General features: G+C 70.1%; 14 protein-coding genes. 8 read left to right on the top strand and 6 right to left on the bottom strand.

Annotated elements, in window-relative coordinates:
* Positions 1–3: 3 nt before the first annotated feature.
* From HUS56_RS14010 to glgC, 3 genes are all read right to left on the bottom strand, one after another.
* On the bottom strand, positions 4–951 hold the full coding sequence (locus tag HUS56_RS14010; protein WP_173924039.1) for an SMP-30/gluconolactonase/LRE family protein: 948 nt from the start codon (positions 949–951) through the stop codon (positions 4–6).
* Between the two features lie 85 nt (positions 952–1,036).
* Positions 1,037–1,699 (bottom strand): phosphoserine phosphatase SerB, encoded by a 663-nt coding sequence (gene serB, locus HUS56_RS14005; RefSeq protein WP_173924038.1) that lies wholly within the window; start codon positions 1,697–1,699, stop codon positions 1,037–1,039.
* Complete coding sequence (glgC, locus tag HUS56_RS14000; protein WP_173924037.1) at positions 1,696–2,943, bottom strand: glucose-1-phosphate adenylyltransferase; 1,248 nt, start codon at positions 2,941–2,943, stop codon at positions 1,696–1,698. The genes serB and glgC overlap by 4 nt, the downstream gene beginning before the upstream one ends.
* Positions 2,944–3,025: 82 nt before the next feature.
* On the opposite strand from glgC, the gene glgA reads away from it, so the two are divergent.
* The 3 genes from glgA (at position 3,026) to HUS56_RS13985 (ending at position 5,495) form a co-directional block, all read left to right on the top strand.
* On the top strand, positions 3,026–4,213 hold the full coding sequence (gene glgA / locus HUS56_RS13995; protein ID WP_173924036.1) for a glycogen synthase: 1,188 nt from the start codon (positions 3,026–3,028) through the stop codon (positions 4,211–4,213).
* A 72-nt stretch (positions 4,214–4,285) separates the two neighbouring features.
* Positions 4,286–5,071, top strand: coding sequence for an ABC transporter ATP-binding protein (locus HUS56_RS13990; RefSeq protein WP_173924035.1), 786 nt, complete (start codon positions 4,286–4,288; stop codon positions 5,069–5,071).
* A gap of 175 nt (positions 5,072–5,246) precedes the next feature.
* Positions 5,247–5,495, top strand: coding sequence for a type B 50S ribosomal protein L31 (locus HUS56_RS13985; RefSeq protein ID WP_173924034.1), 249 nt, complete (start codon positions 5,247–5,249; stop codon positions 5,493–5,495).
* Between the two features lie 165 nt (positions 5,496–5,660).
* Here HUS56_RS13985 and HUS56_RS13980 read toward each other — a convergent pair whose 3' ends face one another.
* Positions 5,661–6,395: an exonuclease domain-containing protein gene (locus HUS56_RS13980; protein ID WP_173924033.1), complete on the bottom strand. Its 735-nt coding sequence runs from the start codon at positions 6,393–6,395 to the stop codon at positions 5,661–5,663.
* A 112-nt stretch (positions 6,396–6,507) separates the two neighbouring features.
* On the opposite strand from HUS56_RS13980, the gene HUS56_RS13975 reads away from it, so the two are divergent.
* Together HUS56_RS13975 and HUS56_RS13970 are read left to right on the top strand one after the other, a co-directional pair.
* A complete protein-coding gene (locus tag HUS56_RS13975) occupies positions 6,508–7,401 on the top strand; it encodes an alpha/beta fold hydrolase (protein ID WP_371808313.1) in 894 nt (297 codons plus the stop codon).
* Positions 7,398–8,504: a glycosyltransferase family 1 protein gene (locus HUS56_RS13970; protein ID WP_173924031.1), complete on the top strand. Its 1,107-nt coding sequence runs from the start codon at positions 7,398–7,400 to the stop codon at positions 8,502–8,504. Before HUS56_RS13975 ends, HUS56_RS13970 begins: the two co-directional genes overlap by 4 nt.
* A gap of 26 nt (positions 8,505–8,530) precedes the next feature.
* On the opposite strand, the gene HUS56_RS13965 is transcribed toward HUS56_RS13970, so the two are convergent.
* Positions 8,531–9,376, bottom strand: coding sequence for an NAD-dependent protein deacetylase (locus HUS56_RS13965; protein ID WP_173924030.1), 846 nt, complete (start codon positions 9,374–9,376; stop codon positions 8,531–8,533).
* A 90-nt stretch (positions 9,377–9,466) separates the two neighbouring features.
* Between HUS56_RS13965 and HUS56_RS13960 the strand changes: the two genes are divergently transcribed.
* Together HUS56_RS13960 and HUS56_RS13955 are read left to right on the top strand one after the other, a co-directional pair.
* Positions 9,467–10,291 carry an RNA methyltransferase gene (locus HUS56_RS13960; protein WP_173924029.1) on the top strand — a complete coding sequence of 275 codons (825 nt, stop codon included), beginning with the start codon at positions 9,467–9,469 and terminating at the stop codon, positions 10,289–10,291.
* Positions 10,284–11,561, top strand: coding sequence for a D-alanyl-D-alanine carboxypeptidase family protein (locus tag HUS56_RS13955; RefSeq protein ID WP_173924028.1), 1,278 nt, complete (start codon positions 10,284–10,286; stop codon positions 11,559–11,561). Before HUS56_RS13960 ends, HUS56_RS13955 begins: the two co-directional genes overlap by 8 nt.
* On the opposite strand, the gene HUS56_RS13950 is transcribed toward HUS56_RS13955, so the two are convergent.
* Positions 11,543–12,328, bottom strand: a complete 786-nt coding sequence (locus tag HUS56_RS13950) for an SGNH/GDSL hydrolase family protein (RefSeq protein ID WP_173924027.1) — start codon at positions 12,326–12,328, stop codon at positions 11,543–11,545. The two genes, HUS56_RS13955 and HUS56_RS13950, sit on opposite strands and share 19 nt — an antisense overlap.
* Positions 12,329–12,391: 63 nt before the next feature.
* On the opposite strand from HUS56_RS13950, the gene HUS56_RS13945 reads away from it, so the two are divergent.
* Positions 12,392–14,188 (top strand): DEAD/DEAH box helicase, encoded by a 1,797-nt coding sequence (locus tag HUS56_RS13945; RefSeq protein ID WP_254431470.1) that lies wholly within the window; start codon positions 12,392–12,394, stop codon positions 14,186–14,188.
* Positions 14,189–14,195: the final 7 nt, after the last annotated feature.

The raw sequence follows: 14,195 nt of genomic DNA, 5'->3' as shown, positions 1-14,195 counted from the left end.
CCGTCATCGATCGATGCGCACCACCGAGTACTCGGTGTCGGGTGTCGGAGGCGTGTCGAACCGTGCGTTCGGCAGGTACAGGCTGCTGCCGAACTTCGCGACCGTGGTCGGAACCTGGAAGTCGGAATCGGTCACCTGATCGACGAGTTCGCCCGTCGTGCCCGCGGCATCGAGGCGGATGACCGAGACGGTGTTCGAGAAGTTCTGCACCACGTAGAGCGTGCGGCCGATCACCAGCAGGCCGTCGCCGTTCGCGAGCGAGGCGCCGCCGAGGTCGACCTCGGTCGCGACGCCGGTCGACGGATCCACGCGGAAGAGCGTTCCCGTGGCCGACTGGATCACGAGGAGCGCCTGGTGGTTCGGCGTCTCGGCGATCCCGTTCGCGTTGAAGCCGGGCATCTGCACCCAGTCACCGGTCAGCGGAAGCACCTCGACGTCGTCGGGGTCGGGGAGTGCTCCGCCGGGACCGAGCGGCAGCTTGTACAGCTGCGCCTGCTGGCTGTCGGTGAACCACGCGGCGTCACGCGTGACGACGACGTCGTTCACGAATGTCGGTGCGTCGGCGAGGTCGTAGGTCTGCAGGATCTCGCCCGTCGACGCGTCGACGACACGCCCGTCGCCGTTGGGGCCGCCCGCGATGAAGAGCCGGCCGCGGTTGTCGATCTTCATTCCGACCGAGGCCGTACCCGGTCCTTCGAAGGTGGTGATCTCCGCGCCGGTTCGCACGTCGAACACATAGACGTCTCCGTCGACCAGCGAGCCGACGTAGCCGGTGCCGCCCGGGCCGATCGTGATGCCCTCGGGCTGGAATCCGTCGGGAAGCGCGATCACTTCGGCGTGCCGGCCGGGCGGCGCCTGCGGGGCAGCGAGGGCCGCCTGCGTTCCCGAAACGGCGAGCAGTGCGCCGAGTGCGGCGGCGGACGATGCACGTGCGACGATGCGACCGGACATAGGGTCATGTTACGACCGGCGCGGTCACGCGGCCGGGGTTCCGACCGGACTCCCAGCCTCGCTCGCCGTCACCGCGCCGGCGGGGTCATCCGCGCAGGCCCAGCAGGGCCAGCACCACGCTGAGGTCGGGCGTGTCGATCGCAACATCCGCCCGTTCGCGAACCAGGGGCTTCGCACAGAATGCAACCCCGAGCCGTGCGCGCGCGAGCATCTCGAGGTCGTTCGCTCCGTCGCCCACCGCGACGGTCTGATCTGATCGGATGCCGCCGGCCGACGCCCATTCGTCGAGCGCGGTCGCCTTGGCATGGGCATCGACGATGGAGCCGTCGACCCGTCCGGTGAGCCGTCCATCGCCCACCTCGAGCCGGTTCGCCCGGCAGAAGTCGAGGCCGAGGCGCGCGACCAGTGGATCCAGCAGCTCGTGGAACCCGCCCGAGACGACCCCGACCAGCCCTCCCGCCGCGTGTACGCCGTCGATGAGCTCCTGCACGCCGTCGGTCGGCGTCAGCCGAGCCCGCGCGGTCTCGAAGACCGACACCTCGAGCCCGGCGAGCGTCGCGACGCGTTCGCGCAGACTCGCCGCGAAGTCGAGTTCGCCGCGCATGGCTCGCTCGGTCACGGCGGCGACGAGGGCCAGGCTGCCCGCCGCCTCCGCGAGCAGTTCGATCGACTCCTCGCGGATGAGCGTGGAGTCGGCGTCGAGCACGACGAGCGGGCCGCGGGCGCGGCCGGATGCGGCATCCGTCACGCGGACGCTCGGACTCTCGAACCCTTGCCGACGACGGTGATGCCGCTGTCGGTCACGCTGAAGCCGCGCCCGACGTCTTCGGCGCGGTCGACCCCGATGCGGGCACCGGCTTCGACGACGACCTCCTTGTCGAGGATGGCGCGCTGCACCGTGGCGCCGGCCTCGATCCTGGCGCGATCGAAGAGGATCGAATCCGCAACGTGCGCCCCCGAGCCGACGATCGCCCAGGGCCCGAGCACGCTGCGCTCCACGTGCGCCCCCGAGATGACCGACCCGAGCGAGACGATCGAGTCGATGACCGTGCCCAGCGACCCGCGCGCGTCGCGCGTGAACTTCGCCGGCGGCGAGTTCAGCTGCTGGCTGAAGATCGGCCATTCCCGGTTGTAGAGGTTGAACACCGGAAGCACCGAGATGAGGTCTTGGTGCGCCTCGAAGAACGAGTCGATGGTTCCGACGTCGCGCCAGTAGTAGCGGTCGCGGTCGGTGGACCCCGGGACCTCGTTCTGCTTGAGGTCGTAGACACCCGCCGTGCCCTGCTCGACGAACGCCGGGATGATGTCGCCGCCCATGTCGTGGCTCGAGTCGGCTCGTTCGCCGTCGCGCAGCACCGCCTCGATGAGGGCGTCGGCGTCGAACACGTAGTTGCCCATCGACGCGAACACCTCGTGCGGGGACTCGGGAAGGCCGGTCGGGTTCTTCGGCTTCTCGAGGAACTGCTTGATGCGATTCGGTTGCGCCGGGTCGACCTCGATGACGCCGAACTGGTCGGCCAGCGAGATCGGCTGCCGGATCGCCGCGACCGTCGCCGTGGCACCGCTCTCGATGTGGGCGTCGACCATCTGGGCGAAGTCCATGCGATACACGTGATCGGCACCGACGACGACGATGATGTCGGGCCGCTCGTCGTAGATGAGGTTCAGGCTCTGCAGGATCGCGTCGGCCGACCCGGAGAACCAACGCTTGCCGAGGCGCTGCTGCGCAGGCACCGACGCGACGTATGAATTGAGCAGGCCGCTCAACCGCCACGTCTGCGAGACATGGCGGTCGAGGCTGTGCGACTTGTACTGGGTGAGCACGACGATCTGGCGGAGCCCCGAGTTGAGCAGGTTGGACAGCGCGAAATCGATGAGCCGGTACTGCCCGCCGAACGGCACCGCGGGTTTCGCCCTGTCTTCGGTCAGGGGCATGAGCCGCTTGCCCTCGCCGCCGGCGAGGACGATGCCGAATACCTTGCGCGAGGACATGCCCCCCAGCGTAACCAAGACGGCACCGGCGGGGGCGTACGAAGTCGGAGCGTGACGGATGTCGCTGCGCTAGCGTTGCTGCATGCGCGTCGACCTGCTCACCCGCGAGTATCCACCCGAGGTGTACGGCGGGGCGGGGGTGCACGTCGCCGAACTCGTCCGGGCGCTCCGACGCGATCTCGACGTGACCGTGCACTGCTTCGGCGCCCCTCGCGATGAGCCCGGCACCATCGGGTATGCCACGCCCGCCGAGTTCGACGGCCAGAATGCGGCGCTCGGCACCATGGGGGTCGACCTGCTCATGGCCGGCGGCACCGCGGGCGCCGACCTGGTGCACTCGCACACCTGGTACGCGAACTTCGCCGGATTCACCGCCAAGCGTCTGCATGGCATTCCGCACGTCGTCACGGCCCACAGCCTCGAACCGCTCCGTCCGTGGAAGGCCGAGCAGCTCGGTGGGGGCTACCGCCTGTCATCGTGGGTGGAACGCACCGCGTTCGAAGACGCCGATGCAGTCATCGCGGTGAGCGACGGCATGCGCCGCGACATCCTTCGCGCGTACCCGGCGATCGATCCCCGACGTGTCGAGGTCGTGTACAACGGCATCGACCTGCGCGACTGGCAGCCGAATCACGATCACGAGACCGCTCGCGCCCTCGGCCTCGACCCTGATCGGCCGTCGGTGATCTTCGTGGGGCGCATCACGCGTCAGAAGGGCCTGCCGTACCTGCTGCGCGCGGCCCGGATGCTGCCCGCCGACGTGCAGCTGGTGCTCTGCGCCGGCGCGCCCGACACCGACGAGATCATGGCCGAGGTCACCGGACTCGTCGACGAGCTCCGTGCCGAACGGGGCGGGGTCGTCTGGATCGATCGGCACCTGCCTCGAGGCGAACTGACGGCACTGCTGACGGCCGCGACGGTGTTCGTGTGCCCGTCGGTGTACGAACCGCTCGGGATCGTCAACCTCGAGGCGATGGCGTGTGGCGCGCCGGTGGTCGGCACGGCGACGGGCGGCATCCCCGAGGTGGTCGAGGACGGCGTGACCGGCGAGCTCGTGCCGATCGAGCAGGCCGACGACGGCACCGGGACCCCGCTCGATCCCGACGCGTTCGTGGCCGACCTGGCCGCAGCGCTCACCCGTGTCGTCAGTGATCCTGCGAGAGCGCGGGCCATGGGCGAGGCGGGTCGACGGCGCGCCGAGGCCCACTTCGCCTGGGACGAAATCGCGGCTCGCACGCGCGAGGTGTACGAGCGGGTACTGGCCGGCTGAGGCATCCCGAACCCCTGCTCCACGAGCCGCCGCGGACGAGAGCGCCGTCCGCGTCCCGATAGCATTGAAGGCATGGCGAGCACGGTTCTGGAGTTCCGCGATGTGTCGGTCATCCGAGACGGCAATCTCATCCTCGACTCGGTGACGTGGAGCGTCGACTCCGACCAGCGCTGGGTCATCCTCGGCCCGAACGGTGCAGGAAAGACCACGCTGCTGCAGATCGCTGCCGCGGCGATGCACCCGTCGAAGGGCTCGGCGCACGTGCTCGAGGAGTCACTCGGCAAGGTCGACGTGTTCGAGCTCCGGCCGATGATCGGCTTCGCGTCCACGGCGATGGCGCGCAAGATCCCCCGCAACGAGACCGTGCTCGACGTCGTGCTCACCGCCGCGTACTCGGTCACCGGGCGCTGGAACGAGGAGTACGAGGAGATCGATCTTCGCCGTGCCCAGCGCGTGCTGAAGGAGTGGGGCCTCGAGGGCTTCGCCGAGCGCCGGTTCGGCACGCTCTCCGACGGCGAACAGAAGCGGGTGCAGATCGCGCGTTCGGTGATGACCGACCCCGAACTGCTGCTCCTCGACGAGCCGGCTGCCTCACTCGACCTCGGGGCGCGCGAGGAGCTCGTGGGCCTCCTCGGCGGCTACGCGTCGTCCTCGTCCTCGCCCGCGATCGTCATGGTCACCCACCACGTCGAAGAGATCCCGCAGGGCTTCACGCACGTGATGCTCCTGTCCGGTGGAAGAATTGTCGCGGCCGGTCCGGTGGCCGAGGCGCTCACGTCGCAGACGCTGACCGAGACCTTCGGGCTCGACATCGACCTGACCGAGGCCGAAGGCCGGTTCGCCGCGCGCGCGGCGTGAGGTGCGCCGGGCACGCCGGTTCGCGCGGACTGACGTGCGATTCCGTCGGTTCTGCTAGAATCGATAGCTGGCCCGCGGGCCACCATGCTTTCCTGCCCTGTGTTCCTCGATCGCATCCGGTGGGATTCACACACATCATCCGATCGCTCTGCCGACTGAATCCAAGGAAGTCTCCATGAAGACCGACATCCACCCCGAGTACAACGCCGTGGTCTTCCGCGACCTCGCGTCGGGCGCCACGTTCCTCACCCGCTCGACCGTCACGAGCGACAAGACGATCGAACTCGACGGCGAGACCTACCCCGTCATCGACGTCGAGATCTCGTCGGAGTCGCACCCGTTCTACACGGGCAAGCAGCGCATCATGGACTCGGCCGGCCGCGTCGAGAAGTTCAACCAGCGCTTCAAGAACTTCGGCAAGTAGGCACTGCCGAACGAGGGCGGGCGACATCGGTCGTCCGCCCTTCGTCATGCCTCGGTTTCGGTGGTCGAGTAGCGCCCTGCCGGAGGCGGACGCGTATCGAGACCGGGTCACTTGATCTCGAGACGCGTCGCGCTGCGCGCGGCGCTCCTCGATCACCGAGGGCGGTCAGAACAGCGTTTCGGCGGGTGCCGCGGCCGCACGGCGCACGGGCCAGGCGCCCGATGTCGTGAACTCGGGCTCGCCGTTCGCGCGGCGCCACGCCTGGTAGCTCTCGGCCTGCTCGCGGCACCAGTCGACCTGCCGGGCATGCAGGTCGGCCACGGCGATCGCCGCGAGCTCGGGATACGCCCGCACGATGGCCTGCGCCACCCGGCCCGCTGCGACGGCGTCGGCCCCGGCGTCGTGCGCGTTGGGCAGCTCGACCCCGTAGTGCGCGGCGGCAGCGGTGAGCGTGCGCTTGCCGCGTCGGTATCGGTCGACCGCCTTGTCGATGACGAGCGGATCGATGACCGGGCCGGGCCCCGGCAGGGGAGCGTGGCCATAGCGCTGCGCCTCGCGCTCGAGCAACGTGAGGTCGTAGGCCGCGTTGTACGCGACGATGGGCAGGCCGCGGCTCGCGGCATCCGACAGTGCCGTGATGATCTCGAAGACCGCACCCGCCGCGGGAACGCCCTCGAGCCGGGCTCGCTCGGTGGTCACCCCGTGGATCAGCGAGGCCGCCGTCGGGATCTCGACGCCGGGGTCGACCAGCCATTCCCGGCGTTCGAGTACCTCGCCGCGGGGGCCGATCACGCCCACGTGCGCGGTCACGATGCGGCAGGAGTCGACGTCGATGCCGGTGGTCTCGAGGTCGAAGACGGCCAGGGTGTCGGCCCAGCGGGCGCTGCTCGTGGCTTCCATGCTCGGAAGGGTATGGGCGGCCACCGTCACGGAGGGGGAGCAAGGCGCGTGTCCGCGGCATCCGCCGTGCGGAACGGTCGGCGCTCAGGTGCGCCGCCGTAGAATGACCGGGATGATCGACTCCCCGTACGCCGAGCAGCTCGCTCGTATCCCCGTGAGCGAGCATCGCGTCGACGTCGACGGCACCGAGACCGCGTGGTGGGAGTACGGTGCTGCGGATGCCCCGGTGCTCGTGCTCGTGCACGGCTTCCGCGGCGACCATCACGGGCTCGAGCCGGTCGTGGCCCAGCTGCCCGGCTTCCGCATCATCTCACCCGATCTTCCGGGATTCGGCGGGTCCGCGACGTTCGCGAACCGGGCGCACGACATCGACGCGTACGCCGACTGGTTGGGCGCGTTCATCCGAGCGATCGGCGTCGACGGGCCATACACGCTGCTCGGCCACTCCTTCGGGTCGATCGTCGCATCGGCGGCGGTCGCCCGCAGCCTCGCGCCCGAGCGGCTGGTGCTCGTCAATCCGATCGGCGCGCCGGCGCTCGAGGGCCCGCGCGGCGTGATGACTCGGCTCGCGGTGCTGTACTACCGCGCCGCCGCGGCGCTTCCCGAGCGGGCGGGCTTCGCGCTGCTCCGCAACGGCGCCATCGTGCGCGTCATGAGTGTCACGATGGCGAAGACCCGTTCGAGGCGGCTCCGCCAGTGGATCCATGACCAGCACGATCGGTACTTCTCGGCGTTCGGCGACCGCGACTCCGTGCTCGAAGCGTTCACGGCGTCGGTGAGCCACGACGTCAGCGAATACGCCGCCGGCATCTCGGTGCCGACACTGCTCGTCGCCGCCGAGCGCGACGACGTCACCCCGCTCGAGGCCCAGCGCCGGCTCGTCGGGCGCTTCCCCGACGCGAGGCTCGAGGTGATCCCCGAGGTGGGGCATCTCATCCACTACGAGACGCCGGGCGACGCCGCGGCGCGCATCCTGCGGTTCCTGCGCTCCGGGGCGCGCGCGTGAGGATCGTCGTCGACTGCCGGTACACCCGGATCGGGCAGCACGACGGCATCAGCCGGTTCACCGCGGGCATCGTCACCGAGCTCGCGAAGCGGCATCCGCTCACCATGCTCATCAGCGACCACCGTCAGCTCGAGATGCTGCCGCCCCTGCCGTGGGAGCTGGTCAGCTCGCCCACGAGCATCCGCGAGCCGTTCGTCGCGCGGCAGGTGCGGAAGCTGCGCCCCGATCTCGTGTTCACGCCCATGCAGACCATGGGCTCCTGGGGCCGTGACTACAAGCTGCTGCTGACCCTGCACGATCTCATCTACTACGAGAATCGCCCCCCGCCGCACGACCTCCCGGCTTTCGTGCGGGTGCTGTGGCGCCTCTACCACCTCGCGTGGTGGCCGCAGCGGCTGCTCCTGAACCGCGCCGACGCGGTCGTCACCGTGTCCGAGACCACGGCGGGACTCATCCACGAGCACCACCTCACCGACCGCCCCGTGACGGTGATCCCGAACGCCGCCGACGATCTCGGGACGCCCTCGCTCCCGCGCTCGCGTCCCCAACGGAACCGGCTCGTGTACATGGGCTCGTACATGCCGTACAAGAACGTCGACACGCTCGTTCGTGCCGTCGCAGCACTGCCCGACCATGAACTGCACCTCATGAGTCGTATCAGTCGCGCCGAGCGCACCCGGCTCACGCAACTCGCACCGCAGGCGCGCCTCGTCTTCCACGATGGCGTGACGGATGCCGCGTACGCCGAGCTGCTCGCGAACGCCACCGCCCTCGTCCACGCGTCGCAGGCCGAGGGCTTCGGCATCCCGCTCGTCGAGGCCATGCGCCTCGGGACGCCCGTCGTCGTCAGCGACATTCCCATCTTCCGAGAGATCGGCGGCGACGCGGCGGTGTACTTCGATCCCCGAGATCCCGACGCCCTCGTCGCAGCGCTGCGGTCGCTCGAACGCGACGGGGAGTGGGAGCGGCGCTCCGCGGCATCCGTCGCCGTCGCCGCCCGCTACACGTGGGCCGCCTCGGCCGAGCGCCTGCTGGAACTGATGCGACGAACGGTCGAACCGAGCGCGCGCCGACGGGGGCACCGAGCCCGTACACGCCGCTGAGCGTCAGCGTCGGGATCGTCGCACGCTCAGTCGAGCAGGGCACTCGCCATCGCGGTGAGCGTCTCGCTGGTACCGGCGTCGATCTTCACGGCGGCGCGGTTGTCGCCCCTCGTCGCGCCTCGGTTGACGACGACGATCGGCATGCGCCGCCGGCGCGCGAGCTCGATGAGCCGGATGCCCGAGTTCACCACGAGCGATGAGCCGGCGACCAGGAGTGTCTCGCCTCCGCGGACGATGGATGCCGCGGCCTGGAAGGTCTCGGGCGGCACGAACTCGCCGAAGAACACCACATCGGGCTTCAGGATGCCGCCGCAGACCGTGCAGTCGGGAATCACCATCGCGTCGACGTCGTCGACATCGACATCGCCGTCGGGATTCACGCGGATCGACCGCTCGAGGTCGATCGAGGGGTTGAGCTCGGCGAGCCGATCGGCGATCGCCTGCCGGGCGTAGTGCTGCCCGCACCTCAGGCACAGCACGCGGTCCATGCCGCCGTGGAGCTCGACGACGCGTCGGCTGCCCGCTCGCCGGTGCAGCCCGTCGACGTTCTGCGTGACGACGCCGCTCACGACACCACCGGCCTCGAGCGCGGCGAGTGCCCGGTGGCCGTCGTTGGGTCGAGCGCTGCCGAAGGCGCGCCACCCGAGATGGCTGCCGGCCCAGTACCGCTTGCGAGCGGTCTCGGACGCGAGGAAGGTCTGGAACGTCATCGGCGTGCGGACCGGAGCGCCCTCGCCGCGGTAGTCGGGAATGCCCGAATCGGTGCTGACCCCGGCGCCGGTGAGCACCGCGACCCGACGTTCCCGCATGAGGTCGATCGCCTCATCGAGCCGAGCGTCGGCCATGATCGGTGTTCCGATGCCCGCTGCCATGGCCCGATTCCCTTCGACGGTGTCCCTGATTGTAAACGCGTCGGTTTTCCGGATTGTTTCGTGCACTGGCAGGCTGGAGTGGAGGAGAACATGCAGATCGAACGCGTCCGCGATGCGGCATCCGACGCGGTCGCCGATTACGCCCGGCTAACCGATGTCGCGCTTCGGAGTACCCACGAGCCAGCGGCCGGCCTGTACATCGCCGAGTCGGCGAAGGTCATCCGACGGGCGATCAGTGCCGGCCACCGGCCGCGTTCGGTCCTCATGGAGGAGAAGTGGTTGCCGGGCCTGTCCGAGGCGCTCGAGCCGTACGACATCCCCGTGCACCTCGCCGACCCCGACCAGTTGGAATCGATCACGGGTTACCGCGTGCACCGGGGGGCGCTGGCGGCGTTCGAACGCCCGAGCCTGCCCGATCCGGCCGAGCTGCTCGAGGGCAGCCACCGGGTGGTCGTGCTCGAGGACATCGTCGACCACACCAACGTGGGCGCGATCTTCCGTTCGGTCGCGGCGCTCGGCGCCGACGCGGTCTTCGTGACACCCAGGTGCGCCGATCCGCTCTACCGGCGCAGCGTACGGGTGAGCATGGGCACCGTGTTCCAGGTGCCTTGGACTCGCCTGCCCGAGTGGCCTGAGGCCGAGCGGATGCTCCACACCCACGGCTTCGCGATCGCCGCGCTGGCGTTGGCCGACCGAGCGGTCTCGCTCCGCGACCTCTCCGCCGACCCTCCCGAGCGCCTGGCCCTCGTGCTCGGCGCGGAGGGGGATGGACTCAGCGGCCGCGCCCTGGCCGCAGCCGATCTGGTGGTGACCATCCCGATGGCGCACGGCGTGGACTCGCTGAACGTCGCGGCGGCCGCGGCGGTGGCGCTGTACGCCCTCGCCGAGCCCCGAGAGGCCCGCGCGCGTGGGTGACTCCGCACCCCGCCTGTCGCGCGCCCAGGTGTACCGACGCCGGCGCATCGTCGTGTTCGGCGCGCTCGCCCTCGTGATCGCGCTCATCACCGGCGGCGGCATCTACGCGGCGAACGCCCTCGGCGCACCGATTCCTGCCGCCGCCCCGCAGGTCGCCGATCCGGCCCCGACGGCGGCGGCCCCGCAGGCGCTCAGCCTTCCGGGATTCGGCAGTTTCGCCGTGGGCGCGGTCGGGTTCGATGGCCTCCTCGCGGCGGGCGATGAGGCGACCCCGATGCCGATGGCGAGCATCGTGAAGGTCGTCACGGCCCTCGTCGTGCTGGAGGGGCATCCGATCGCGGCCGGTGACGGCGGACCCGAGATCGCGTACACCGACGCCGATGTCGACATCTACTGGGACATGGTCGCCCAGAACGGCTCGGTGGCGCCGGTGCGCGCCGGGACGACGCTCACGCTCCGGCAGAGCCTCGAGGCGCTCATGCTGCCATCGGGCAACAACTACGCGATCTCCATCGCGAACTGGGCGTTCGGGTCACAGGAAGCCCTCGTCGAGCGCGCGAACGCCTGGCTCGCTGAACGCGGCCTCACGTCGACGCGCATCGTGGATGCGAGCGGACTCTCCGACGAGAACATCAGCACCGCCGCCGACCTCGTGCGCCTCGGTGAGCTGGCCCTCGCCGACCCGGTCCTCGCCGAGATCGTCGCGATGCCGGTGGTCGAGGTTCCCGGTCTCGGCACGTTGAAGAACTCGAACAAGCTGCTCGGCTCGCACGGCGTCGACGGGATCAAGACCGGAACGACGGATGACGCGGCCAACCTGCTCTTCTCGGCCGATTACCCGGTCGGGTCGTCGACCGTCACCGTGGTCGGCGTGCTGCTCGGCGGCGAGACGCACGAGCTGCTGAACGGGGCGATCGCGGCGCTCCTCGACTCGGTCTCGACCGGTTTCCACGAGGTGTCCCCGCTCGAGACGAATCAGGTGCTCGCCGAGTACGACACGCCGTGGGGCGACTCGGCACGGGCCCGAACGGCCGGGGGGGCATCCGTCATCGTCTGGAGCGACACCGCCGTCGACGTCGAGGTTCATGCCGATCCGGTCACCCTCGCACGCCGCGGACAGCAGGTCGGCGAGGCGATCGTTCGGGCCGGTGCGCAGGAGATCAGGGTTCCGCTGGTTCTCGACGCGTCGCTCGAGGACCCGGGCGCCTGGTGGCGGCTCACGAACCCCGGCGCGCTCGACGCGCACGCGGCTCAGTCGGGAAGCGAATAGGGACCCGCATCGGGCCGCTTCGCCTGCACGAAATCGCCCGACGACTGGTGGCGGATGCGCCGCAGCACCCAGGGCACGAGGTATTCGCGCGCCCACGACAGGTCTTCGACCCGTGCCTGCCGCCACGTGCTCGCCGGCAGCGGCTCGGGCTTCATCGGCTCGAGGTCGTTCTCGACGTTGAGCGCCGCGAGGACCATGCGAGCGACGGTGTGGTGCCCGAGCGCGTTCAGGTGCAGCCGGTCGGGGGCCCACATCCGCTGATCCTGGATCTCGGTGAGGGCCCACTGGTCGGCGACGATGCAGTCGTACTTCTGCGCGATGGCGCGGAGGTTCTCGTTGTAGATCGCGACCTTGCCGCGGATGCCGCGGAACACCGGTGAGAACCCGACGTCGACGCCCGTGAAGAGCACGATCGTGGCCCGGTCGCGCGACAGCCGGTCGATGGCGTACTCGAATCGCGCCGCGATCTCGTCGGGGTCGGTACGAGGGCGGATGACGCCGTTGCCGCCGGCCGAGATCGTGATGAGGTCGGGCCGGTGGGCCAGCGCCGGCTCGAGCTGCTCGTCGATGATCTGCTGCATGAGCCTGCCGCGGATGGCGAGGTTGGCGTAGGCGAAGTCGTCGGTGCCCTGGCTCAACTGCTCGGCGACACGGTCGGCCCAACCTCGGTGGCCGCCCGGCACGCTCGGCTCGGGGTCGCCGATGCCCTCGGTGAACGAGTCGCCGATCGCGACGTATCGCGACCACGGATGACGCTGCATGACCATCCCCTCATTGTGCCAAGCGCCCGGTTCGAGCGATGTCGTGCCCCTCCGCTACGCTCGAATCCAGTGAGCACAGCGACCCCTTCCGGCCCGATCTCCGGCACGTCGGCCGCTGAGCACCTCTCCCCGTCGTTCCCCGAACGGGCCGCGTGGGGCACCGCGAGCAAGCTGCGCGCCTGGCAGGCCGAGGCCCTCGAGCGCTACCTCGCCGAGATGCCGCGCGACTTCCTCGCCGCCGCGACCCCGGGCGCAGGCAAGACGACGTTCGCACTTCGACTGGCCGCCGAGCTCAGGGCACGGCGGGTCATCGACCGCATCACGGTGGTCGCTCCGACCGACCACCTGAAACGGCAGTGGGCGGATGCCGCGGCGCGTGCCGGCATCCGGCTCGACCCGGGCTTCCGCAATGCCCACGGTCAGACCGCCCGCCACTTCCACGGCGTCGCCGTGACGTACGCGCAGGTGGCGATGCGTCCGGCGCTGCACCGCGAGCTCACGATCTCGGGCCGCACGCTCGTGATCCTCGATGAGGTGCACCACGGGGGCGATTCGCTCTCGTGGGGCGACGCGATCCGCGAGGCGTTCGAGCCGGCGGCCAAGCGGCTCTCGCTCACCGGAACCCCGTTCCGTTCCGACACGGCGCCCATCCCATTCGTGCGCTACGAGCCCGACGCGACGGGCGTGCGTCTTTCGAAGACCGACTACGACTACGGCTACGGTCGTGCGCTGGCCGACGGGGTCGTGCGTCCCGTGCTGTTCATGGTCTACGCAGGCCACATGCGGTGGCGCACCAGAGCCGGCGACGAGATGGAGGCCCGCCTCGGCGAGGACAACACGAAAGAGGTCACGTCCGCGGCCTGGCGTACGGCGCTCGAGCCGACCGGCGAGTGGATCCCGGCGGTGCTGGCCTCCGCCGATCGCCGCTTGACGGAGGTGCGGCACGGCATCCCCGATGCCGGAGGGCTGGTGATCGCGACAGACCAGTCGATGGCGCGGGCATACGCGCAGATCCTCGAGGGCATCTGCGGTGAGCCCGTGACGGTGGTGCTCTCCGACGAGAAGGAGGCGAGCGCTCGCATCGAGGAGTTCTCGGCGAACACGCGCCGCTGGATGGTCGCCGTGCGGATGGTGTCCGAGGGGGTCGACGTGCCGCGCCTCGCCGTCGGCGTCTACGCCACCAGCGCGTCGACCCCGTTGTTCTTCGCGCAGGCGATCGGCCGGTTCGTGCGCGCCCGACGGCGCGGCGAGACGGCATCGGTGTTCCTGCCGAACGTGCCGGCACTCATGCACCTCGCCTCGCAGCTCGAGCTCGAACGCGACCACGCCCTCGATCGACGCGAGGGCTCCGGCGACGACGACGGTCTCGACGACGGCCTGCTCGAGTCGGCGAATCGCGAGGAGCGCGCCTCCGAGGAGGCCCGGCTCGGCACCTGGGAAGCGGTGGGATCGGATGCCTCGTTCGACCGTGTGCTCTACGACGGCACCGAGTTCGGCAGCCTCGCCGAACCCGGCACCGACGAGGAGCTCGACTTCATCGGGATTCCGGGCCTCCTCGATCCCGAGCAGGTCTCGGAGCTGCTGCGCCATCGGCAGGCGCGGCAGGCGAGGCGGGCGGGGGAGCGGCGCAGACAGGTCGCGGGCGACGATCGGCCCGAGCCCGTCGCCCTCTACCGAACCCTGAAGGAGCAGCGAGCGCTCTTGAACAGCCTCGTGGGGCTCTGGGCGCGGCAGAACGGCGAGCCGCACTCCCGGGTGCATGCCGAGTTGCGTCGGGTCTGCGGTGGTCCAGCTGTCGCACAGGCCACCGTCACGCAGCTGCAGGCGCGCATCGACCTGCTGCGCCGCCGACTCGGGAGTCGCTGAGCACCCG

Origin of the sequence: Agromyces sp. Marseille-P2726 (assembly GCF_902809835.1) — a bacterium.
Lineage (GTDB): Bacteria > Actinomycetota > Actinomycetes > Actinomycetales > Microbacteriaceae > Agromyces.
This window is presented reverse-complemented; position numbering and strand designations above follow the sequence as displayed.